Raw genomic sequence first — 20587 nt, 5'->3', positions numbered from 1 at the left:
TGGCGTTGGAAGAATAGGTGCTGAGACGATGGTGGGTCCGCCGGGGCTCGAACCCGGGACCTCTCGATTAAAAGTCGCTTGCTCTACCGACTGAGCTACGGACCCCCACGATCGTCGAGGTGCGACCTAGGTGCGGGGACGGCGGCGGTCAACCTGGCTCAGCAGATGACGGACACGAAGGCCCGATATCGGGTCGCGCCAGTTGGCCGCGATTCGCGCCAGTGGCGTGAGAACGAATCGGCGGTCACGGAAGGTGGGATGCGGGATTGTCAGCGTCCGTGTGCGCCACGTGCCGCCCGACCAGAGGATGATGTCGAGATCGATCGGTCGTGTGCCCCAGCGACGACCGGGTCGACGACCCATCAGCCGCTCGATTGCCTTCAGCCGGGTTAGGAGGGCGGGGGGACTCTCTTCACTGCGGATCAGCGCGGCGGCATTGGCGAATATCCGGGTGGAGGGTCCGATCGGCGCGCTGGCGATGATCGGCGAGACGGCCTCCACGTCGCCGATCGCCGCCAATGCGGCGACGATGGCAGCGGATGGCCGGCCGTGGTGCCCGTACCGGTTGGCGCCGAGCGCGATGGCGTAGAGGGTCGTGGCCATCATCGCCGCTTATCGCAGCCGCCGGATCGACGCGAGCGTGAAGGCCCTGCCGTTACACCTCGACGGACATATCCGTCAGCAGGGCAGTGATGCCTTCTTCCTCCTTGCCGATATGGCGTTTCAACTGGTTGATTGTCAGGCGGGCAGAGGCCTTATAGGCATCCCATTCCGCGGTGACATCACGATGCTGCCAATAGACCAGATGCGTGCGGAACGCTTCGCCGGCGCCGATGCATTCGATCTTCATCGCGCGGGCGCGTTCGATGCGATCGGGCGAGCCCGACGTCACCGCCGGATCGAAGATCTCCTCATGCTTGAAGATTTGATAGTCGCGCAGAACTTGCGCCATCTCGGCCCGCAGACCGGCGATCGCCGGCAATGCGGTGTCGGGCCCGCCATCGATGCACGCGGCCCCGCGGGTCAGGATGTCCTGCGCCAGGCGCTGGTGGTGATGCAGGCGATCGAGCAGGGAAAGATGTTCCATCCCCGGCATTTGCAGGGACCATCGTATATAATCGGTTACGACCCCAAATCGGTCGATCCCGCCGCTCAGATATCCTGCACCAGCCGCCCATACAGATCGGGACGGCGGTCACGGAAGAAGCCGAACGCGGCACGATGGCGCTTCACCCGGTCGATATCGAACGTCGCGGTGATGACGCCCTCTTCCTCACGATCGAGTTCGGCGACGATATCGCCGCGTTCGTCGGTGATAAAACTGGTGCCGTAAAAGGTCTGGCCATGCTCCACGCCGATGCGGTTGGCGGCAATCACCGGTACCACATTCGATACCGCATGACCGACCATCGCCCGTCGCCACAGCCGGGCGGTGTCGAGCGAGGTGTCGTGTGGTTCGCTGCCGATTGCGGTCGGGTAGAAGAGCAGTTCGGCGCCCATCAACATCATAGCGCGCGCGGTTTCGGGATACCATTGGTCCCAGCAGACGCCGACGCCCAGCTTCGCCGCCGGCGTGGCTGGCGGACCGCGCCATACCTTGAAGCCGGTGTTGCCGGGACGAAAATAGAATTTCTCCTCGTAACCGGGGCCGTCGGGGATGTGGCTCTTGCGATAGACGCCCTGCACCTCGCCATCGGGACCGATCATCGCGAGGCTGTTGTAATGATGCGGGCCGTCCGCCTCGAAGAAGCTGGTCGGGATCGTTACCTTCAGCGCCTCGGCCAGCGCCTGCATCGCCAGCACGGCCTTATGCTCGCCGACGGGGGCGGCGTTGGCGAACAGGCCCTCGTCCTCGACCCGGCAGAAATATTCGCCCTCGAACAGCTCGGGCGGCAGGATCACTTGCGCGCCGCGCCCGGCCGCTTCGCGCACCAGGCGCGAAACGTTGGCGATGTTGGTGTCGATATTGTCGGTGAAGCCGAGCTGAAGCGCGGCGACGGTGATCTTGGTCATCAATGGTCCTAAAGCGTGACGCCGAAGCGCGCGGCGATCGCCACGGTGACGAGATAGAGCAGCATCGTCAGCGTACAACCCGCCAGCAGCGCCAGCAGCGCCGGCACGAAGCCGACGCCGTGCCGCAGCAGCACAGGGATCAGCAGAAACATCGGCAGCGATGGGATCACGTACCAGAAGGTCGCTTCGGCGTAGGCGGCGAGCCGCACGCGGTCGCCGGTATCGCGCCACAGCCAGATCATGCCCAGCACGGATACCAGCGGCAAGGACGCGAGCAATGCGCCCGCGCCCGGACTACGCCGCGCGATCAAAGCCACCGCCGCGACGATCGCGCCCGACAGCAAGGCCCTGACCACGAATTGCAGCATCAGGCGGGAATTTGCTGCGATATGCAATGGAAGCTGCCGCCGCCGGTCAGGATGTGGTCGGCGCGCTGGCCCACCGCAATCCGGTCCGGGAACAGCGCCTGGATCGCGGCAACCGCGGCATCGTCGTTCTCTGCGCCATAGAGCGGTACGACCACGGCGGCGTTGCCGATGTAGAAGTTCATGTAGCTGGCCGGCACGACCTCGTCGTCGCGAAGGACACGGCCGGGCGAGGGGACCGTCACCACGTCAAGCCCGGCGGCGATCAGGTCGCGGCGGGCGTGGCTGTATACCTGCCAGTTGGGATCGTTCTCCGCCGGCTCGGGGATCGCGACTCGGCCGGGTGCGACAAAGCGCGCCAGGTTGTCGACATGGCCGTCGGTATGGTCGTTGAGCAGCCCTTCGCCCAGCCACACGACGCGTGACAGGCCGAGATCGTCGCGCAGCTTCGCTTCGATCTGGGCCTTGGTCAGTGATGGGTTGCGGTTGGGGTTGAGCAGGCATTGTTCGGTGGTGACGACGATGCCGGTGCCGTCGCCGTCGATGGCGCCCCCCTCCAGCACCCAGTTGCAGGTCGCGACGCGGCGGCCGAGGCGTTGCGCCAGACGCAAGCCCACCGTGTCGTCACCGGGCAGATCGTATTTGCCGCCCCAGCCGTTGAACTGGAAATCGCTGGCGCTGCCGTCCGACAGGATGATCGGGCCGGTGTCGCGCAGCCAGATATCGCCGAACGCCTGCACCTCGATCGTGGCGAACGGTGCGACGGCGCGCGCCGCCTCTGCCGCCTCGGCATCGGCGCAGACCAGGATTACGCGCTCACCGCGGCCGTCGGCATGGACAGTGCGGGCGAAGGCGACGACTTCGTCACGGGCGGGGTCCAGATCGTCTTCCCACAGCTCGGGATGGCTGGGAAAACCGATCCAGACCGCTTCATGCGGCGCCCATTCGGCGGGAGGGGTCGGGCGTGTCATTTGGCTGCTCCCGCGCGGGCCTTGTCGCGCACCGCCCGGAATTCAGCGGTCCGATACCAGTTGGGCCACAGGGTCGTGTCGTCGGCGAGCTGGCGGCCGAGTGTGTAATAGATCGTCAGATCCGACACCGCGCCCGACCAATCCCAATTGGGATCATATTGGTCGGCCGGCTTGTGATAGCGATTGGCGGTGTAATCGTCGCTGGCCGCCTTGCCGGCGGCGGGGCCGCCCTTCACGAAATCCTCACCCGATTCGCCGCTGAGCACGGGGACGCCGAGGCGTGCGAACGAGAAGTGATCGGAGCGGTAATAGCTGCCGCGTTCCGGGCTGGGCTCCACGCCGATGCGGCGGCCCTGCGCGACGACGATCGGCTTCACCAGATCCTCGATCTCGCTCTTGCCCGCGCCGGTCAGCACGAAATCATGCGCGAGGCCGTGGACGTTCAGCACGTCCATGTTCACGCCGCCAGCCGTCTTGGCTAGCGGATAGACCGGGTGTTCGGCATAATAGCGTGAACCCAGCAGCCCCGATTCCTCTGCCGTGACGGCGAGATACACTTCGGTACGCTTAGCCGGTCCGACCTTCGTATTAGCCTCCGCCAGTGCGACGAGGCCGGCGACGCCCGTCGCATTATCCTCGGCGCCGTTGCAGATATCGTCGCCGTTTACCGCGTCGCAGCGGCCCAGATGGTCCCAGTGCGCCGAATAGAGGACATATTCATTCGGGGCGGTGGTGCCGGGCAGGACGCCGATAACGTTCTTCGATGCCTGACGCTTGATCGCATTGCCGAAGCCCGTCGACATTTTCAGGCCGAGCGGTACGGCCTTGAAGCCCTTGGTCTTCGCGGCTTCGGACAATGCGGCGAAGTCCTTGCCGGCGCTGGCGAACAGTTCCTGCGCCTTGGCCAACTGCATCCAGCCGACGACCTGGCTCTGGTCCATGTGATCGCCCTTCTCGTCCAGTTCCAGTTGCGGGCCGGTCCAGGACGATTGCACGACCGCCCAGGGATAGGCGGCGGGTTCGGTCTGGTGGACGATGATTGCGGCGGCGGCGCCGTGCTTGGCGGCATTCTCGAACTTGTAGGGCCAGCGGCCATACCAGGTCATCGCGCGACCCTCGAACGGGCCTTCACGCGACATCGTCTGCCAGTCGGCATCGTTGATAAGGATGACGACCGTCTTTCCCTTCACATCGACACCGGCATAATCGTCCCAGCCCTTTTCAGGCGCGGTGATGCCGTAACCGACGAAGACGACATCGCTGTTACGCACGTCGATGCGCGGCGTGACGCGATAGGTGCCGGCGACCATGTCGGTGCGATACGCCATCGTGACCGGCGATTTGCCACCGGTGAAGGATAGGGGCTGCACGTTCGTGGCGGTGATCTCCACCATCGGCACGTCCTGCGTCCATTTGCCGTTGTTGCCGGGCTTCAGCCCCGCCTTCTGAAAGCGATCGACGATATAGGCGACCGTCTTTTCCTCGGCCGGGGTCGTCGGCGCGCGGCCTTCGAACGCGTCGGACGACAGGTCGCGGGTGACGGTCTTCAGTGTCTCGACGTTGATCGCGGGGGTGGTTTGCGCCGCGAGTGGGGCGGCGGTGGAAAGGAGAAGTAGGGATAGGGCGGTGCGCATGGGATGCTCCTGTGATGGAGCGCGTTCTGGCAATCGCTGCGCGCCTTGTCCAAACGAAAAGGGCAGCCCCGTGAGGAGCTGCCCTTTCTGTTCCAAAACCGCGCCGCGGCAAAGCCGCGTCGTCGAACGGGCTTTTGGCCCGTCGGCCGCCCGGTGGCCTTCTTCCTCGCTTAACGCGAGTAGAATTCGACCACCAGATTCGGCTCCATCTTCACCGGGTAAGGAACCTCGTCCAGCGTCGGTACGCGAACGAACGTCACCTTGGCGTTGCCGTCCTGCGCGACATAGTCGGGGATTTCACGCTCGGCGAGGTTCTGCGCTTCCAGCACCAGCGCCATTTCCCTGGCCTTCGTGCCCAGCGTGATCTCATCGCCGACGAAGCAGCGACGCGACGCGATGTTGCACTTCACGCCATTGACGCGGATGTGACCGTGGCTGACGATCTGGCGCGCGGCGAAGATCGTCGGGGCGAACTTGGCGCGATAGACGAGCATGTCGAGACGCTGCTCGAGCAGACCGATCAGGTTCTGGCTGGTATCGCCCTTCATCCGGGCTGCTTCATGGTAGCAGGCGCGGAACTGTTTCTCGGTCACGTCGCCGTAATAGCCCTTGAGCTTCTGCTTGGCGCGCAGCTGGATGCCGAAATCCGAAACCTTGCCCTTGCGGCGCTGGCCATGCTGGCCGGGACCGTATTCGCGCTTGTTCACCGGGGACTTAGGGCGGCCCCAGATGTTCTCGCCCATACGACGGTCGAGTTTGTACTTCGCGCTTTGACGCTTCGACATGATAGATCCTTGGCAATTCGAACGACGTTGACCGCCGATCCGCGAACGGACGGGCGGGTTGGTCCCGGTATCGCGCTACGTCTCAAAGATATGAGGGCAGGCCCGCCGCTTCACCGGGGTGCGGGGGCATTGCGAAGGCGCGCGGTTAGCGGGACGCTCCGCCCGAGTCAAGTTTTGGAGGGATTTTTGGGGAGACTGGGGGGCGTTACTGGCCGGTGTTGATCGCGCCATTCTGGATGCGCTCCATCCGCTGGCGCGCCACGGCGCTGGCCTCGTCCCATTCGCGCCTTGTGTGACAGACCTTTTTCGCACCAAGGCGCGAACCGGTGACGCCGGAGGTGCGGCAGATGCGCTTTTCCGGATCGGCGGTGGGGGTCGGCATAGCAGCAGGGGTCGCGGTTTGGATGAAAGCGGTCAGAAGTATCGCGATCGACATGGTCACTCCCCGAGTTACGACACCCGACGCTATCGTTTCGCCATGAACGTGTCGATCCGCCGTTTGCGGCGGCGTGGATGAGCGTTATGCGAAGCGGCATGACTCTCGTTGCCCCCGCCGACTGTTCCACCATGGCCGAGGTGCGCGCCGGCGTCGATCAGGTCGATCGCGATCTGGTGGCGCTGCTGGCGCGCAGGTTCGGCTATATGGACGCCGCCGCGCGGATCAAACCGGTGCGCGGCGCGGTGCGTGACGAGGATCGCAAGGCGCAGGTGATCGGCAACGCCTGCACCGCTGCGCGGGATGCGGGCGTGCCGGAGGCGGTGGTCGGCGATCTATGGGAGCGTCTCGTCGAGGCCTCCATCGCCTATGAGCTCGCCGCGTTCGACCGGCGCTGACCGCCGGGCCTTGCGACCGTCGAGCGCAGCCAGTACGCCGCGCATCGTCCGCACCTCCTGCGCCGACCAGCCAGGCTTGGTCAGCAATGTGCGTAGCGTCCGTCGCACGGTTTCGGTGCGGGCGGGCGGGAAGAAGAAATTCGCGGCGACCAGCATGTCGTCGAGCTGCGCGATCATGCCGTCCAATTCGCCCTGCGGCGCGGGCAGCGGCATCTCCGTCTCCGGCGGCTGCGCCAGTTCCTGGCCCTTCGACCATTCATAGGCGACCAGGATCACCGCCTGCGCCAGGTTCAGGCTGCCGAATTCGGGATTGATCGGCACGGTGATGATCGTCCGCGCGAGGGCGACGTCGTCGGTTTCCAGCCCAGACCGTTCGGGGCCGAACAGGATCGCGGCGCGGCCGGGATCGGTATGGATCGCCCGCGCCGCCGCTTCGGGCGTGGCGACCGGTTTGGTGACGCCGCGTTTGCGGACGGTGGTGGCATAGACATGCGTGCAGTCGGCGACGGCGGCCGCGACGCTGTCAAAGACCGCCGCCTGTTCCAGCACGATATCCGCGCCGCTGGCAGCGGGGCCGGCCTGCGGATTGGGCCAGCCGTCGCGCGGAGCGACGAGGCGTAGTTCGACGAGGCCGAAGTTCAGCATGGCGCGGGCGGCCTTGCCGATGTTTTCGCCGAGTTGGGGGCGGACGAGGACGATGACGGGGGGTGGGGTCTGTTCGATCTCTGTTTCCAAACCGTTCGTCCTGAGTAGGGGCTGAGCCTGACGAAGACCCGTATCGAAGGATTTCCGCGCCAGTTGGCTGACGAGTCCCCTGTCGCCGGCGATCAACGCCTCCTTCTTGGCGCGAGACCAGCCCTTAATTTGGCGTTCCGCTTCTAACGCCTCGTTACGGGAGCCAAAATCCTGCTGCCAGGCCAGTGTGACCGGACGTCGCTTTTGCGTGTAGCCCTTTGTCTCGCCCGTTTCATGCTGACCGACGCGGTGTTCGAGGTTGTCGGTGTGGCCTACGTAGAAACTGCCGTCGGCGCAGCGGAGCATATAAGCGTGGAAGCTCAAGCGACGGGTCCTTCGATACGCGTCTTCGACTACGCTCAGCCGCTACTCAGGACGAACGGGAGTTGGAAGGGCGATCTCGACATTGCTGAAGGCGAATTAAGCGAAGGCGAACCCTATCCTTAACCCTAACCCCGCCCCGCTTCTTCCACCTGCCTGGCAAACGCCTCGAAATCCCGTGCCTCGCTGAAGTCGCGGTACACGCTGGCGAAGCGGATATAGGCGACCGAGTCGAGCGCCTTCAGCCCGTCCATCACCATTTCGCCGATCCGGGCGGATGTGACTTCGCTGTCGCCGAGCGTTTCCAGCCGGCGCTGGATGCCGGACACCAGTTTCTCGATCCGCGCCGGTTCGATCGGCCGTTTGCGGGCGGCGATCGAGACCGAGCGCATCAGTTTCTCGCGGTCGAACGGTTCGCGCCGCTCTTCGCTCTTCAGCACGGTCAGTTCGCGTAGCTGGATGCGTTCGAACGTGGTGAACCGTGCCGCGCACCCCTCACACTGCCGCCGCCGCCGGATCGCCGCCCCGTCTTCGGTGGGGCGGCTGTCCTTTACCTGGCTGTCTTCATGGCCGCAGAACGGGCAGCGCATTCAGTTTTCAGTCCTTACGCTTGGAATAGGCGAAGGCCGCACCGGCAATCGCGCCCAGCACCGGGCCGACGACGGGCAGTGGAATCGCGATGACCGCGCCGATCGCGCTGTACTTCGCCATTTTCTTGCCGAGACCCGGCGTGTTCTTCACTTCGGTCTGGATTTCATCGAATTTCGACATGATGCTTATCCTTGATAGATCGGGAACCGTGCGCACAAAGTGCGTACCCGCGCCCTAACGTCCGCCTCGACTTCCGGGTCCCCGTGTTCGCCTTTCTTGGCAAGACCGTCGAGCACGTCGGCGACCATATGGCCGATCTCGCGGAATTCGGCGGGGCCGAAACCGCGTGTCGTCCCGGCGGGTGAGCCGACGCGGATGCCGCTGGTCTTGACCGGCGGCAGCGGATCGTTGGGGATGCCGTTCTTGTTGCAGGTGATGCCGGCACGCTCCAGCGCCTCGTCCGCGTCGCGGCCGGTGATGCCGAGCGGGCGCAGATCGATCAGGGCCAGATGCGTGTCGGTGCCGCCCGCGATCACATCGGCGCCGCGTTCCTTCAGCGTGGCGGCGAGCACCTTGGCGTTTTCGACCACGGCGGCGATGTAACTCTTGAAATCGGGGCGCAGCGCCTCGCCAAAGGCGACCGCCTTGGCGGCGATGACGTGCATCAGCGGGCCACCCTGAAGCCCCGGGAACACCGCCGAGTTGAACTTCTTCGCCAGTGCCTCGTCATTGGTCATGATCATGCCGCCACGCGGGCCACGCAGCGTCTTGTGCGTGGTCGTGGTCACGACATGCGCATGGCCGAACGGCGTGGGATGCAGGCCGGCGGCAACGATGCCGGCGAAGTGCGCCATGTCGACCATGAAATATGCGCCGACCTTGTCAGCGATCGCCCGGAATTTCGCGAAATCGATCGTACGCGGATAGGCGGAGCCGCCGGCGATGATCAACTTCGGCTGATGCTCGACGGCGAGGCGTTCGACCTCGGCATAATCGATCAGGTGCGTTTCGGCATCGACGCCATACTGGATCGCGTTGAACCACTTGCCCGACATCGCGGCGCGCGCGCCGTGGGTCAGGTGGCCGCCGGCATCCAGGCTCATGCCGAGGATCGTTTCGCCCGGCTTCACCAGCGCCAGCATCACCGCGCCGTTCGCCTGCGCGCCCGAATGCGGCTGCACGTTGACGAAGCCGCAGCCGAAGATCTGCTTGGCGCGATCGATCGCCAGCTGCTCGACCTCGTCGGACGGTGCGCAACCCTGATAGTAACGCTTGCCGGGATAGCCTTCGGCATATTTGTTCGTGAAGACCGAGCCCTGCGCCTCCAGCACCGCTTTCGACACGATGTTCTCCGACGCGATCAGTTCGATCTGCGTCTGCTCCCGTTCCAGCTCATGCGCGATGCCGGCGAAGATCGCGGCGTCGGCATCGGCCAGACCGCGGGTGAAGAAGCCGTCCGGTTGGACGTCTGAAATATCGTGGGGCTGGGTGCTCATGCGGCGAACTCCTTCGATAGCTTGTCGACGCGGTGTTGATGACGGCCGCCTTCGAATTCGGCGGACAGGAAAGCGGCGACGCAGGCCTTGGCCATTTCCTCGCCGATCAGGCGGGCGCCCATCGCGATGGCGTTGGCGTCGTTATGCGTGCGGGCGAAGCGGGCGGACAGCGGCTCCGCCACCTGCGCGCACCGGCAGGCGGGGTTGCGGTTGGCGGCGATGGCGATGCCGATCCCCGATCCACACAGTGCGATGCCGCGATCGGCGCGACCGTCCGCCAGCGCATCGGCAATGGCGTAGCCGTAATCCGGATAATCGACGCTGGCGGTGCCGTCGGTCCCCAGATCGATGACGTCGTGACCCGCCTCGTGCAGCCAGGCGACCAGCGTCGTTTTCAACGACACGGCGGCATGATCGGAGGCGATGGCGATACGCATGGGCGATCCCTGCTGACGGTGAAGCGGATGGATGCCAGCGCCCTTACCGACAGACGGCGAAAATGGCCACAGCGTTGTCGCCGTCATCGGCCCGTCGTCGGTTCAGCATTCGGCCTTGTCGCCAGCGCCGCAGTCGCTAGTCTTCCCGAATGCAACGCACCGCCACCGATGACGCCCGCGCCCATCTGGCCGGCGTGCTGATCGCCACCGGGAGCGAGGATCGTGCCGCCTTCCGCGAACTGTATCGACTGACATCCGCGAAGCTTTTCGGGATCGCCCTGCGTATCTGTGGCGATCGACAGGCTGCGGAGGACGTGTTGCATGACGTCTACCTCATTATCTGGCGCCGGGCGGGCGCATGGGAACCGGGACGGGCAAGCCCGATCACCTGGCTGGCGACGATCGCCCGCAACCGCGCGATCGACTGGCAACGGTCGCAGCGCGTCCGCCGCGCCGCACCGATCGAGGACGCGCCGGACATCGCCGACACCGCACCCGATGCCGAAGCGATGCTGATGGCGTCGGACGGATCGCATACGCTGCAGGATTGCCTGCGCGAGCTGGAAGGACGCCAGAGCGAGGCGATCCGCACCGCGTTCTTTGATGGCGTCACCTATGCCGAACTGGCGGAGCGCCGGGGCGTACCGCTGGGGACCGCCAAAAGCTGGATCCGTCGTGGCCTTGCCCGTCTGAAGGAGTGCCTCGACCGTGCCGCCTGAACCGCTCATCCCCGATGACGAACCGGACGTGGCGGCGGGCGAACTGGCGCTGGGATTGCTGGATGGCGAGGAACGGGCCGTCGCGCTTCGCCGGGTGCTGTCGGAACCGGGTTTCGCCGCCGATGTAGAGCGCTGGCGGATGTATCTGTCGCAACTGTTCGACCTGTGGCCAGAGGCGCAGCCGCCGGAGGATCTGATCGACCGGATCGACGTCAGCCTGGGCGGCGTCGCGCCTGCCCGGCGCGGGCGGTCGTTCCCGTGGCCATTGCTGGCGATCGTCAGCACGGCGCTGGCCGCGTGCCTGTTGCTGGTCGTCGCATTGCGGCCGGGTGGCCCGCCGCCGGGCGGCGGGCCGATGGGGCCGCCGCCAATGGAGAACGGGAGTGTCACCGCCTCCGCGCCGATCCTGGTTGCGGCCCTCGGTGATGCCAAGGCGCCGGTCGCCGCCGCCTTCGATCCGACGGACGGCAGCATCCGCGTGACCGCCGCGCCCGATGCACCGGCTACGCGCGTCGCGCAGCTCTGGGTGATCGGCGGCGATGGCGTGCCGTATCCACTAGGCCTGCTGGCGCGTGATGCGACGTTGCTGGTCGTACCGGCGGCGGATCGCGCGCGCATTGCGGCGGGGGCGACGCTAGCCATCTCGATCGAGCCCGAGGGCGGATCGCCGACCGGCAAGCCGACCGGGCCGGTGGTGGCGACCGGCGCACTGGCGGCGGTGTGAACGGGTCGATCGACCGTACGACCCGGCTGCTGGGGTTTGCCGGGTTGCTGCCACAGGCGGCGCTGCTCGCGGGGCTAGCGACCGGGCATGACGGGCTCGGTGTGCTCCACGCCATGGCGTTCGTTTATGGCGCGCTGATCTTCAGCTTTCTCGGCGGCATCTGGTGGGGATGGGCCGTGCGCCGGTCGGGCGGGCAGGGGGCGCTGGCCGGGCTGGCTGTGGCGCCGACGCTGGTCACGATCCTGCTGGTCGGCGTGGCGCTACACGGTTCGCTGCGCTGGGCGCTGGTCGGGCTGGGTAGTGGATTGCTGCTGACGCTGCTGGTCGATCGCCATCTGGTCGCGACCGGCGAGGCGCCGGCGGGCTGGATGCGCCTGCGTGTGCCCCTGTCGGTGGGGCTGGGGGCACTCACTATCCTGACGGGGGTGGTGTGAGGCGTCGGCGGCGATCTGTTATGGTCGAGGCATGACCGCGGCCGGCAACATCAGTCAATTGCGTCAGACGCCGGTACGTTTTTCGGCGGCCGAGTTCATGGAATTGACGCAGCATCCACCGATCGTCGATTGGCCGGGCAAGATCGAGCTGGTTGAGGGAGAGATTGTCCGCATGGCACCGGCAAACGTGCGGCACTGGAATGCGCAACGTCTTGCTTTTCTTCGCCTGCAATCCGTTTTTGCCGATTTGGGTACGGGCTGGATCGTCGGTCAGGAACCAACTGTTCGGCTCGCCCCTGATACGATCCGCGAACCGGATGTGGCGGTATTGTGCAATCCCGATATGGCCGCGACCCTGTTCGATCGCGCGGCACTGTTCCTGGCGGTCGAGGTAGCTGATACCAGCTTGGCGATCGATCTTGGCGTGAAGCGGCTGGATTACGCCACGGCGCTAGTGGCGCATTATTGGGTGATCGATCTAAATGGCCGCTGCATTCATGTGATGAGCGATCCGCAATCGCAGGATTACATGACGCGAACGATCGTCCGTTTCGGCGAGTCGATCGCCGTTCCCGGCACGGACGGCACCATCGTAACCGACTGAGTCGCCGCGTCCGGCCAGCGGTCAAGCCGCTTGGCGCAGTTCCAGCCGGCTCCAGATTTCCACCAAGGCACCCGTCAGGTCGCGCATCATCGCCTCGCTATGTGCGGGGCCGGGGGTAAAGCGCAGACGCTCCGTCCCGCGCGGGACGGTGGGGTAGTTGATCGGCTGAACATAGACGCCGTACTCCGCGAGCAGGATGTCGCTGATCTTCTTCGCCTTCACCGGATCGCCGACCATCACCGGCACGATATGCGTTTCCCCGACCATCACCGGCAGTCCGGCCTCCGCCAGCATCGCCTTCAGCATCGCCGCCGCCGCCTGCTGCCCCTCGCGCTCCGCCGTCGAGGATTTCAGGTGGCGCACGCTGGCCAGCACGCCGGCGACCAGCACGGGCGACAGGCTGGTGGTGAAGATGAAGCCGGGTGCATAGCTGCGGATGACGTCGATGATCGTGCGGCTGGCGGCGATATAGCCGCCCATGACGCCGAACGCCTTGCCCAGCGTCCCCTCGATGATCGTCAGCCGCTCGGCCACCTCGTCGCGTTCGGAGATCCCGCCACCGCGCGGGCCGTACATGCCGACCGCGTGAACTTCGTCGCAATAAGTGAGCGCGTTGTACCGGTCGGCGAGGTCGCAGATCGCGGCGATCGGGGCGACATCGCCCTCCATCGAATACACGCTCTCGAACGCGACCAGCTTGGGCACCGACGGGTCTTCGGCCGCCAGCAGTTCTTCGAGATGGGCCAGATCGTTGTGGCGAAAGATGCGCTTCTCGCACCCCGAATTGCGGATGCCCGCGATCATCGACGCGTGGTTCAACTCGTCGGAAAAGATCACGCAGCCGGGCAGGATCTTGGCCATCGTCGCCAGCGTCGCCTCGTTCGAGACATAGCCGCTGGTGAACAGCAGCGCCGCTTCCTTGCCGTGCAGGTCGGCAAGTTCGCCCTCCAGATCGACATGGTAATGGGTGTTGCCGCCGATGTTGCGGGTGCCGCCGCTGCCGGCGCCGACATCGTGCAGCGCCTCTTCCATCGCGGCGATCACCTTGGGATGCTGGCCCATGGCGAGATAGTCGTTGGAGCACCAGACGGTGATCGGCTTCGGACCGTTATGCCCGGCAAAGCAGCGCGCATTGGGGAATGCGCCCTTGTTGCGCAGAATGTCGATGAAGACGCGGTAGCGCCCTTCGGCATGAAGGCGATCGATCGCCTGGGTGAACACGCGCGAGTAATCCACCCGCACATCGGTGCCGTCGCTGCTCATGGGCTGTCCATGTAATGGCGTCCCCCTCGCGAGGCCAGCGCATAAAAGCGGTGACTATGATCGACGGGACGGACAAATTGTCCCGGCTTCCGTGGATTTACAGCGTTTCCAGCAGCGGAAAGCCGCGTGTCGCCAGGGTGGCGGCGATCGCGCGGGTGCGATCGTCGGCCCGCGTGAAGACCAATGTGCCGGGCCGCGGCGTCGCCGGCCACGCCTGACCTTCCGTCAGATGGGCGATTCGCCGCGCGATTCCCGGCCCGCCATCGACGAACCGGACGCCTGGTGGCGCGACCACGATCATATCGTCTTCGAGCAGCGGGAAATGCGTACACGCGTTGACGATCACGTCGATCCGGTCGCCACCGTTCTGCGCGAACAACCCCTGCAACTCCGTGCCGATGCGGTCGAGCGATGGCGGCTCGCCGGCCAGCGCCGCCTCGGCGATCTCGACCAGCGCCGCCGATCCGTGGCGCAGGACGCGGCAGTCGCTGGCGAAGCGCGCGGCCAGATCGTCGACATAGGGCTGGCGCACGGTCGCCTCGGTCCCCAGCACGCCGATGACTCGCGTCGCGCTCATCGCCGCCGCCGGTTTGATCGCCGGCACCGTGCCGACCACCGGCACGTCGAGCGCGGCGCGCACCGCGGGCAGGGCGATGGTGGAGGCGGTGTTGCAGGCGATCACCACCAGTCGCGGGCGATAGCGTTCGACCAGCCGGCCGAGCAGCGCCGGCACGCGCGCGGCAATCTCCGCCTCGCTCTTCGTGCCATAGGGAAAGCCCGCCGAATCGGCGGCATAGACGATGCGGGCATGGGGCAGCAGCGCCAGCGTCGGCCCGACCACCGACAGGCCACCGACGCCGGAATCGAAGAACAGGATCGGGGCGTCGTCGATCATGAACCCGCCCTTAGCCGGCCCGGCGCGATCGCGTCACCCCCTTGGAGCCCCGCCCTTGAGCGAAGTGAAGGGACAGGCGGTGGACAGGCCGTCGCCCGGCACGGTATAGTGGAACGAAGGGGGAAAATTTGCACACTGATATCCTCTGGATCGCTCCGGCGTCGGCATTGCTGATCGGCTACCTGCTGGGGTCGATCCCGTTCGGCGTGATCCTGACGCGCGTTGCCGGTGCCGGCGACCTGCGCCAGATCGGGTCGGGCAATATCGGTGCGACCAACGTGCTGCGCACCGGCCGCAAGGGCTTGGCGGCGGCGACGTTGCTGCTCGACATGCTCAAAGGGCTGGCGGCGGTGCTGATCGTCGAGCGGCTGTTTCCGGGCGAAGGCGTGCTGGCCGCGGCGGCTGCGTTCATCGGCCATTGCTATCCCGTCTGGCTGCGCTTTCGCGGCGGCAAGGGCGTCGCGACGCTGATGGGGATCGTCGTCGCGCTCCATTGGCCGATCGGTATCGTCTATGCGGTCGTGTGGCTTTCCTTGCTGGCCGGATTGCGGATTTCGGCGGTCGCCGGGATGGCGGCGGCGATCAGCGCGCCCGTCGCGGCGGCGCTGTGGGGACGGTTCGATCTCGTCATGCTGTTGCTGGCGCTCGGTCTGCTGGTGATCTGGAAACATGGCGACAATATCGAGCGACTGCTGGCCGGCACCGAACCCCGCATCGGCCGGCGTGACTGACACGATCACGGCGCGGCTGTGCCTGCTCAGGACCGGTGGCATCGGCCCGGTCGCCTATCGCCAGCTGTTGGCGCGATTCGGCGATGCCGGCCGCGCGCTGGAGGCGTTGCCGACGCTGGCCCGGCGTGGTGGCGGCATGGCGCCGCCGCCGCCCGACGCGGCAGCGATCGATCGCGAGCGGGAGCAGGTCGCCCGCCTCGGCGCGCGATATCTGTTTCATGACGATGCCGATTATCCGCCGTTGCTCGCTGAGCTGGACAATGCGCCGCCGGTGCTGATCGTGCGCGGCAACCTGGCGCTGGCGGCGCGGCCGTGCGTGGCGATCGTGGGCGCGCGCAACGCGTCCGCCGCCGCCTGTCGATTTGCGCGGCAACTGGCGCATGATCTGGTGGCGCAGGAGGCTACCGTCGTCTCCGGTCTGGCGCGCGGTATCGACACGGCGGCGCACGCCGGATCGCTGGCGGGCGGGACGATCGGAGTGATCGCCTGCGGCATCGACGTCATCTTCCCGCCGGAAAACGCCGCCTTGCAGGAAGAGGTCGCGACGCGCGGCCTGCTGATCGCCGAACAGCCGCCGGGTACGGAACCGCGCGCCCGCCATTTTCCTTATCGCAATCGCATCATCGCCGGCCTGGCGCAGGGCACCGTGGTGGTCGAGGCGGCGCCAAAATCCGGATCGCTCATCACCGCGCGGCTGGCGGTGGAACTGGGCCGCGAGGTGATGGCGGTGCCCGGCAGCCCGATCGATCCCCGCGCACAAGGATGCAACGGCCTGATCCGCGAGGGCGCGATCCTGATCCAGTCGGCCGCCGACGTGCTGGAACAGATCCGCCCGATCGATCCGCGCGCGGTGCGCTCCCCCGCCCATGGCTGGGGCGGGCCGCCGCCCGAGGATGCCGACGATGCGGCGCGATCCGCCGTGTCGGCGTTGCTGGGCCCGGCGCCGGTGCCGGTCGACGAGGTGATCCGCCAGTCCGCCCGCCCGCCGGCGGTGGTGCAGACGGTGTTGCTGGAACTGGAGCTGGCCGGGCGGCTGGAGCGCCACGCCGGCGGGCGGGTCAGCCTCGGTTGATCGTCCCGCTCGATATCGGATAGCGCCAGCGGCTTGACGCGGCCCGGCCGATTTCGCCACCCTCGCGCGTACACGTAAGGACGCTATTAGCCCATCATGCAGCTTGTCATCGTCGAATCGCCCGCCAAGGCGAAGACCATCGAAAAATACCTCGGCTCGGATTACCGGGTTCTCGCCTCGTACGGCCATGTTCGCGACCTGCCGCCAAAGGACGGATCGGTGAACCCGGACGACGGGTTCGCGATGGAGTGGGAGAATTACGCGGACAAGGCCAAGCAGCTGAAGGCGATCGCCGATCTGTCGAAGACCGCCGACCGCCTGATCCTGGCGACCGATCCCGATCGCGAGGGCGAGGCGATTTCGTGGCATGTGCAAGAGGTGCTGCGGGCGCGCAAGGCGCTGCCCAAGGATGTGCAGCGCGTCACGTTCAACGCGATCACCAAGCCCGCGATCCTGGCGGCGATGAAGGCCCCGCGCGAGCTGGATACCGACCTGATCGACGCGTACCGGGCACGGCGCGCGCTGGATTATCTCGTCGGCTTCACCCTGTCGCCGGTGCTGTGGCGCAAGTTGCCCGGCGCCAAGTCGGCGGGTCGCGTGCAGTCGGTGTCGCTGCGCCTGATCGTCGAGCGCGAGCGCGAGATCGAGGCGTTCCGGGCGCAGGAATACTGGTCCGTCACCGCCCAGATGGAGCAGGACGGCACGCCGTTCACCGCGCGCCTCGTCCAGTTCGAGGGCAACAAGCTCGACCGCCTGTCGATCGGCAACGAGGGCGACGCGCTGCGCGCCAAGGCTACGGTCGAGGAAGGGCGTTTCTCGGTCCAGTCGGTCGAGACCAAGCCCGGCACGCGCAACCCACCGCCGCCCTTCACCACCTCTACCTTGCAGCAGGAAGCGGCGCGCAAGCTCGGCTTCTCCGCCGATCACACGATGCGGATCGCGCAGGGGCTCTATGAGGACGGCGCGATCACCTACATGCGGACCGACGGCGTGCAGATGGACGGCAGCGCCATCTCCGCCGCGCGTCTCGCCATCGCGAACCGGTATGACGCCGGCTATGTCCCGGACAAGCCGCGCCAGTACCAGACCAAGGCGAAGAACGCGCAGGAAGCGCACGAGGCGATCCGCCCGACCGATTTCGGCAAGGACAAGGCGGGCGGCGGCGATCACGCGCGGCTGTACGACCTGATCTTCAAGCGTGCGCTGGCCAGCCAGATGGCGTCGGCGCGGTTCGAGCGGACGACGGTGGAACTGGCCGAGGGGACCGGGCGGCATGTGTTGCGCGCGACGGGTCAGGTCGTGCTCTTCCCCGGCTATCTCGCGCTCTACGAAGAGGGTCAGGACGACAGCGCCGACGAGGAATCGCGCCGCCTGCCCCGGATGCGCGAGGGCGATGCGCCAGCGAAGAAGGCGGTCGATGCCGAACAGCATTTCACCCAGCCGCCGCCGCGTTTCTCCGAAGCGTCTTTGGTCAAGCGGATGGAGGAACTCGGCATCGGCCGGCCCTCCACCTATGCATCGATCATCAAGACGCTGAAGGACCGCGCCTATGTGCGGATCGAGAAGAACCGTTTCTTCGCGGAAGAGAGCGGCCGGCTCGTCACCGCGTTCCTGGAGCGGTTCTTCCAGAAATATGTCGGCTTCGACTACACCGCCGATCTGGAAGAGGAACTCGACGACGTGTCGGGTGGCCGCGCGCAGTGGCAGGCGGTGCTGGAGGCGTTCTGGCGAGACTTCAAGCCGCTGACGTCGGAGGTGATGGAACAGCAGCCGAGCGCCATCACCGCCGAACTCGACGTGTTCCTCGCGCCCTACCTGTTCCCCGACAAGGCGGATGGCAGCGATCCACGGCTGTGCCCGAATTGCGGCGAGGGCAAGCTGGCGCTGCGGGGCGGTCGCTTCGGCGCGTTCGTCGCCTGCTCCAACTATCCCGAATGCAAATTCACCCGGCGTTTTGCGCAGGGCGGCTCGGCCGACGAGGACACCGGGCCCGAGCAATTGGGCAAGGACCCGGAGACGGGCCTGCCGGTCGAGCGGAAATCGGGGCGATTCGGTCCCTATATCCAGCTGGGCGATGGCAAGGATGCCAAGCGCGCGTCGATCCCCAAGGATGTCGAACTCGATCTGGAATGGGCGCTGAAATTGCTCAGCCTGCCGCGTACGATCGGCAAGCATCCTGAATCGGGCGAGGACATCACCGCCTCGATCGGGCGATACGGTCCGTATCTGGCGCATTCGGGCAAATATGCGCGGCTGCAATCGACCGCTGATGTGTTCGAGACGGGCATGAACGCGGCGGTGGTGAAGCTGGCCGAGGCGGCGGCGGGCGGCGGTCGCCCGGCACGCGGGGCGGCACGCGCGCCGCTGAAGGAACTGGGCAAGCATCCGCGGACCGAACTGGAACTGAAGCTGATGGAGGGCCGGTACGGCGCCTATGTCACCGATGGCGAAACCAACGCGACGTTGCCGAAATCGATCACGCCCGATCAGTTGACGCTGGAGGAAGCGGCTTCGTTGATCGATGCACGGGCGGCGGCCGCACCGGCACCGAAGAAGAAGGCGGCGCCCAAAAAGGCGGCCGCCAAGAAGCCCGCGGCAAAGAAGGATGCGCCGGCCAAGGCGGCGGTGAAAAAGCCCGCTGCCAAGAAGGCCCCGGCGAAGAAAGCGGCCGCCAAGGCGGAGTGAGCCGGCGGGGAGGAGCGGTCGGGACTTCCCGGCCGCGCATCCTGGTCAGGCCGCGCGTTGCTGCATCGATCCCAGCCACGCACGCGCCGCGGCCTGGGCGCGGGAAATTTCCCGGGCGGTCAGTTCCTCGGCCACCTCGGCGCGGGCATCCTGGGCGGCCTCCAGCCCGGCGCCGGCCGCCAGATTGAACCATTTATGCGCCTCGATCAGGTCGACGCCGACGCCGGCGGTGCCGGTCTGGTAGCAGATGCCGAGGTCGTAGAGAGCATCGCCATCGCCGCGAGCGGCGTCGGCGAAGCGACTATCCATCAGAAACTGCGCATTCTTGAAACTGTTGCCCATGGGAACATCCTGTCCGCTGTTGCACACAGCTTGGACGGGAACGCTTCACCAAATGGTTAATGCGTTAACGTCACTCGACGGGAATGTTGTCGATCAGGCGCGTCGTCCCCATCCGGGCCGCTGCCAACAAGCGGCGCGGGCGGTCCGCTGCCGGATTCGGGGCGAGCGACTCGGCATCGACCAGCTCGACATAGTCCACCGCGAACCCCGCCGTCGTCAGCGTCGCCTCGGCATCGGCCAGCGCCGCCCCGACATCCTCACCGCGGCCGATCGCCCGCGCGGCGATGCCCAGCGCGCGGGGCAGCGCCACGGCGCGAACACGCTCGCCATCGTCTAGATAGATATTGCGCGACGACAAGGCGAGCCCGTCGTCATCGCGCTGGGTAGGCACGCCGACGATCTCCACGCCGATATCGAGATCGATGACCAGCCGGCGGATCACCGCCAGTTGCTGGAAATCCTTTTCGCCGAAACAGGCGACGTCAGGGCGGACCTGATTGAACAGCTTGGCCACCACCGTCGCGACACCATCGAAATGGCCGGGCCGCGCCGCGCCGTCGAGGCCGTCGCTGATGCCGGACACCGCGATGCTGGTCGCGAAGCCGTCCGGGTACATCGTCTCGACCCCCGGCGCCCAGAGCAGGTCGCAGCCATGTTCGGTCAACAGGCGCGCGTCCGCTGCCTCGCGTCGGGGATAGCGGGACAGATCCTCGTTGGGGCCGAACTGGCGCGGATTGACGAAGATCGAGGCGACGACCTTCGTACCGCCGCGCCGCGCCGTCTCGATCAGCGCCATGTGGCCCGCGTGCAGCGCGCCCATCGTGGGAACGAGCGCCACCCGCGCGCCCTCCGCCCGCCAGCCGGCGATGATTTCGCGCAGCTCTTCCAAATCCCGGACGGTACGCAAACGAAACTTCCCCCTCGAACAATGCGGGC

General features: G+C 66.4%; 25 protein-coding genes and 1 tRNA gene. 8 read left to right on the top strand and 18 right to left on the bottom strand.

What is annotated here, in order from left to right:
- Window positions 1-29: 29 nt before the first annotated feature.
- The 9 genes from ASG67_RS10625 to ASG67_RS10585 form a co-directional block, all read right to left on the bottom strand.
- Window positions 30-105, bottom strand: a tRNA-Lys gene (locus tag ASG67_RS10625).
- 21 nt (window positions 106-126) lie between these two features.
- A complete protein-coding gene (gene folK / locus ASG67_RS10620) occupies window positions 127-603 on the bottom strand; it encodes a 2-amino-4-hydroxy-6-hydroxymethyldihydropteridine diphosphokinase (protein WP_056530503.1) in 477 nt (158 codons plus the stop codon).
- Between the two features lie 52 nt (window positions 604-655).
- Window positions 656-1087: a hypothetical protein gene (locus ASG67_RS10615; RefSeq protein ID WP_056529614.1), complete on the bottom strand. Its 432-nt coding sequence runs from the start codon at window positions 1085-1087 to the stop codon at window positions 656-658.
- A gap of 65 nt (window positions 1088-1152) precedes the next feature.
- On the bottom strand, window positions 1153-2013 hold the full coding sequence (aguB, locus tag ASG67_RS10610) for an N-carbamoylputrescine amidase (RefSeq protein WP_056529613.1): 861 nt from the start codon (window positions 2011-2013) through the stop codon (window positions 1153-1155).
- 8 nt (window positions 2014-2021) lie between these two features.
- A complete protein-coding gene (locus ASG67_RS10605) occupies window positions 2022-2381 on the bottom strand; it encodes a DUF3147 family protein (protein ID WP_056529612.1) in 360 nt (119 codons plus the stop codon).
- A complete protein-coding gene (locus tag ASG67_RS10600; RefSeq protein WP_056529611.1) occupies window positions 2381-3349 on the bottom strand; it encodes an agmatine deiminase family protein in 969 nt (322 codons plus the stop codon). Before ASG67_RS10600 ends, ASG67_RS10605 begins: the two co-directional genes overlap by 1 nt.
- Window positions 3346-4983 (bottom strand): M28 family peptidase, encoded by a 1638-nt coding sequence (locus ASG67_RS10595; protein ID WP_056529608.1) that lies wholly within the window; start codon window positions 4981-4983, stop codon window positions 3346-3348. Before ASG67_RS10595 ends, ASG67_RS10600 begins: the two co-directional genes overlap by 4 nt.
- A 170-nt stretch (window positions 4984-5153) precedes the next feature.
- Window positions 5154-5768, bottom strand: a complete 615-nt coding sequence (gene rpsD, locus ASG67_RS10590; protein ID WP_056529605.1) for a 30S ribosomal protein S4 — start codon at window positions 5766-5768, stop codon at window positions 5154-5156.
- A 205-nt stretch (window positions 5769-5973) separates the two neighbouring features.
- Window positions 5974-6204 (bottom strand): hypothetical protein, encoded by a 231-nt coding sequence (locus tag ASG67_RS10585; RefSeq protein WP_056529602.1) that lies wholly within the window; start codon window positions 6202-6204, stop codon window positions 5974-5976.
- A 98-nt stretch (window positions 6205-6302) separates the two neighbouring features.
- Between ASG67_RS10585 and ASG67_RS10580 the strand changes: the two genes are divergently transcribed.
- Window positions 6303-6602, top strand: coding sequence for a chorismate mutase (locus tag ASG67_RS10580; RefSeq protein ID WP_056530500.1), 300 nt, complete (start codon window positions 6303-6305; stop codon window positions 6600-6602).
- Here the strand turns inward: ASG67_RS10580 and ASG67_RS10575 are convergent.
- The 5 genes from ASG67_RS10575 to rpiB all read right to left on the bottom strand — a co-directional run bounded on the left by ASG67_RS10575 (window position 6540) and on the right by rpiB (window position 10182).
- Window positions 6540-7661, bottom strand: coding sequence for a TrmH family RNA methyltransferase (locus ASG67_RS10575; protein ID WP_082543460.1), 1122 nt, complete (start codon window positions 7659-7661; stop codon window positions 6540-6542). The two genes, ASG67_RS10580 and ASG67_RS10575, sit on opposite strands and share 63 nt — an antisense overlap.
- Before the next feature lie 125 nt (window positions 7662-7786).
- A complete protein-coding gene (gene nrdR / locus ASG67_RS10570; protein WP_056529600.1) occupies window positions 7787-8248 on the bottom strand; it encodes a transcriptional regulator NrdR in 462 nt (153 codons plus the stop codon).
- Between the two features lie 7 nt (window positions 8249-8255).
- On the bottom strand, window positions 8256-8429 hold the full coding sequence (locus tag ASG67_RS19220) for a small multi-drug export protein (RefSeq protein WP_200940778.1): 174 nt from the start codon (window positions 8427-8429) through the stop codon (window positions 8256-8258).
- 5 nt (window positions 8430-8434) lie between these two features.
- Window positions 8435-9745, bottom strand: a complete 1311-nt coding sequence (gene glyA / locus ASG67_RS10565) for a serine hydroxymethyltransferase (RefSeq protein WP_056529597.1) — start codon at window positions 9743-9745, stop codon at window positions 8435-8437.
- Window positions 9742-10182, bottom strand: coding sequence for a ribose 5-phosphate isomerase B (gene rpiB / locus ASG67_RS10560; protein WP_056529594.1), 441 nt, complete (start codon window positions 10180-10182; stop codon window positions 9742-9744). The genes glyA and rpiB overlap by 4 nt, the downstream gene beginning before the upstream one ends.
- Before the next feature lie 149 nt (window positions 10183-10331).
- On the opposite strand from rpiB, the gene ASG67_RS10555 reads away from it, so the two are divergent.
- From ASG67_RS10555 to ASG67_RS10540, 4 genes are read left to right on the top strand one after another with little or no spacing between them, the layout of a single operon-like run.
- On the top strand, window positions 10332-10901 hold the full coding sequence (locus tag ASG67_RS10555; RefSeq protein WP_056529591.1) for a sigma-70 family RNA polymerase sigma factor: 570 nt from the start codon (window positions 10332-10334) through the stop codon (window positions 10899-10901).
- Entirely contained in the window at window positions 10891-11625 is a 735-nt protein-coding gene (locus ASG67_RS10550) for an anti-sigma factor domain-containing protein (protein WP_056529588.1), read from the top strand. Before ASG67_RS10555 ends, ASG67_RS10550 begins: the two co-directional genes overlap by 11 nt.
- Window positions 11622-12059, top strand: a complete 438-nt coding sequence (locus ASG67_RS10545) for a DUF3429 domain-containing protein (protein WP_235535163.1) — start codon at window positions 11622-11624, stop codon at window positions 12057-12059. The genes ASG67_RS10550 and ASG67_RS10545 overlap by 4 nt, the downstream gene beginning before the upstream one ends.
- 31 nt (window positions 12060-12090) lie before the next feature.
- Entirely contained in the window at window positions 12091-12663 is a 573-nt protein-coding gene (locus ASG67_RS10540; protein WP_056529581.1) for a Uma2 family endonuclease, read from the top strand.
- A 21-nt stretch (window positions 12664-12684) separates the two neighbouring features.
- Here ASG67_RS10540 and hemA read toward each other — a convergent pair whose 3' ends face one another.
- A complete protein-coding gene (gene hemA / locus ASG67_RS10535) occupies window positions 12685-13926 on the bottom strand; it encodes a 5-aminolevulinate synthase (protein ID WP_056529578.1) in 1242 nt (413 codons plus the stop codon).
- Between the two features lie 97 nt (window positions 13927-14023).
- Window positions 14024-14821, bottom strand: a complete 798-nt coding sequence (gene murI, locus ASG67_RS10530; protein ID WP_056529575.1) for a glutamate racemase — start codon at window positions 14819-14821, stop codon at window positions 14024-14026.
- A gap of 128 nt (window positions 14822-14949) precedes the next feature.
- Between murI and plsY the strand changes: the two genes are divergently transcribed.
- The 3 genes from plsY to topA all read left to right on the top strand — a co-directional run bounded on the left by plsY (window position 14950) and on the right by topA (window position 19309).
- A complete protein-coding gene (gene plsY, locus ASG67_RS10525) occupies window positions 14950-15552 on the top strand; it encodes a glycerol-3-phosphate 1-O-acyltransferase PlsY (RefSeq protein WP_056529571.1) in 603 nt (200 codons plus the stop codon).
- Window positions 15545-16624, top strand: coding sequence for a DNA-processing protein DprA (gene dprA / locus ASG67_RS10520; protein WP_056529568.1), 1080 nt, complete (start codon window positions 15545-15547; stop codon window positions 16622-16624). Before plsY ends, dprA begins: the two co-directional genes overlap by 8 nt.
- A 96-nt stretch (window positions 16625-16720) precedes the next feature.
- Window positions 16721-19309, top strand: a complete 2589-nt coding sequence (gene topA, locus ASG67_RS10515) for a type I DNA topoisomerase (protein WP_056529565.1) — start codon at window positions 16721-16723, stop codon at window positions 19307-19309.
- Window positions 19310-19354: 45 nt separating this feature from the next.
- On the opposite strand, the gene ASG67_RS10510 is transcribed toward topA, so the two are convergent.
- Window positions 19355-19651: an SEL1-like repeat protein gene (locus tag ASG67_RS10510; protein WP_056529563.1), complete on the bottom strand. Its 297-nt coding sequence runs from the start codon at window positions 19649-19651 to the stop codon at window positions 19355-19357.
- Window positions 19652-19721: 70 nt separating this feature from the next.
- Entirely contained in the window at window positions 19722-20558 is an 837-nt protein-coding gene (gene panC, locus ASG67_RS10505; RefSeq protein ID WP_056529561.1) for a pantoate--beta-alanine ligase, read from the bottom strand.
- Window positions 20559-20587 lie beyond the last annotated feature (29 nt).

This window comes from Sphingomonas sp. Leaf339 (genome assembly GCF_001426195.1).
Classification (GTDB): Bacteria; Pseudomonadota; Alphaproteobacteria; order Sphingomonadales; family Sphingomonadaceae; genus Sphingomonas.
The sequence above is the reverse complement of the archived record's forward strand: the minus strand, read 5'-3'. Positions and strand labels throughout refer to the sequence as shown.

Excerpts from the sequence above, each read along its gene's own strand:
- glyA (WP_056529597.1), bottom strand. The coding sequence starts at position 9,745 with ATGAGCACCCAGCCCCACGATATTTCAGACGTCCAACCGGACGGCTTC.
- aguB (WP_056529613.1), bottom strand. The coding sequence starts at position 2,013 with ATGACCAAGATCACCGTCGCCGCGCTTCAGCTCGGCTTCACCGACAAT.
- folK (WP_056530503.1), bottom strand. The coding sequence starts at position 603 with ATGGCCACGACCCTCTACGCCATCGCGCTCGGCGCCAACCGGTACGGG.
- ASG67_RS19220 (WP_200940778.1), bottom strand. The coding sequence starts at position 8,429 with ATGTCGAAATTCGATGAAATCCAGACCGAAGTGAAGAACACGCCGGGT.
- rpiB (WP_056529594.1), bottom strand. The coding sequence starts at position 10,182 with ATGCGTATCGCCATCGCCTCCGATCATGCCGCCGTGTCGTTGAAAACG.
- rpsD (WP_056529605.1), bottom strand. The coding sequence starts at position 5,768 with ATGTCGAAGCGTCAAAGCGCGAAGTACAAACTCGACCGTCGTATGGGC.
- ASG67_RS10605 (WP_056529612.1), bottom strand. The coding sequence starts at position 2,381 with ATGCTGCAATTCGTGGTCAGGGCCTTGCTGTCGGGCGCGATCGTCGCG.
- murI (WP_056529575.1), bottom strand. The coding sequence starts at position 14,821 with ATGATCGACGACGCCCCGATCCTGTTCTTCGATTCCGGCGTCGGTGGC.
- ASG67_RS10595 (WP_056529608.1), bottom strand. The coding sequence starts at position 4,983 with ATGCGCACCGCCCTATCCCTACTTCTCCTTTCCACCGCCGCCCCACTC.
- ASG67_RS10600 (WP_056529611.1), bottom strand. The coding sequence starts at position 3,349 with ATGACACGCCCGACCCCTCCCGCCGAATGGGCGCCGCATGAAGCGGTC.
- ASG67_RS10510 (WP_056529563.1), bottom strand. The coding sequence starts at position 19,651 with ATGGGCAACAGTTTCAAGAATGCGCAGTTTCTGATGGATAGTCGCTTC.
- hemA (WP_056529578.1), bottom strand. The coding sequence starts at position 13,926 with ATGAGCAGCGACGGCACCGATGTGCGGGTGGATTACTCGCGCGTGTTC.
- topA (WP_056529565.1), top strand. The coding sequence starts at position 16,721 with ATGCAGCTTGTCATCGTCGAATCGCCCGCCAAGGCGAAGACCATCGAA.
- nrdR (WP_056529600.1), bottom strand. The coding sequence starts at position 8,248 with ATGCGCTGCCCGTTCTGCGGCCATGAAGACAGCCAGGTAAAGGACAGC.
- ASG67_RS10585 (WP_056529602.1), bottom strand. The coding sequence starts at position 6,204 with ATGTCGATCGCGATACTTCTGACCGCTTTCATCCAAACCGCGACCCCT.
- ASG67_RS10555 (WP_056529591.1), top strand. The coding sequence starts at position 10,332 with ATGCAACGCACCGCCACCGATGACGCCCGCGCCCATCTGGCCGGCGTG.
- ASG67_RS10615 (WP_056529614.1), bottom strand. The coding sequence starts at position 1,087 with ATGGAACATCTTTCCCTGCTCGATCGCCTGCATCACCACCAGCGCCTG.
- ASG67_RS10540 (WP_056529581.1), top strand. The coding sequence starts at position 12,091 with ATGACCGCGGCCGGCAACATCAGTCAATTGCGTCAGACGCCGGTACGT.
- ASG67_RS10580 (WP_056530500.1), top strand. The coding sequence starts at position 6,303 with ATGACTCTCGTTGCCCCCGCCGACTGTTCCACCATGGCCGAGGTGCGC.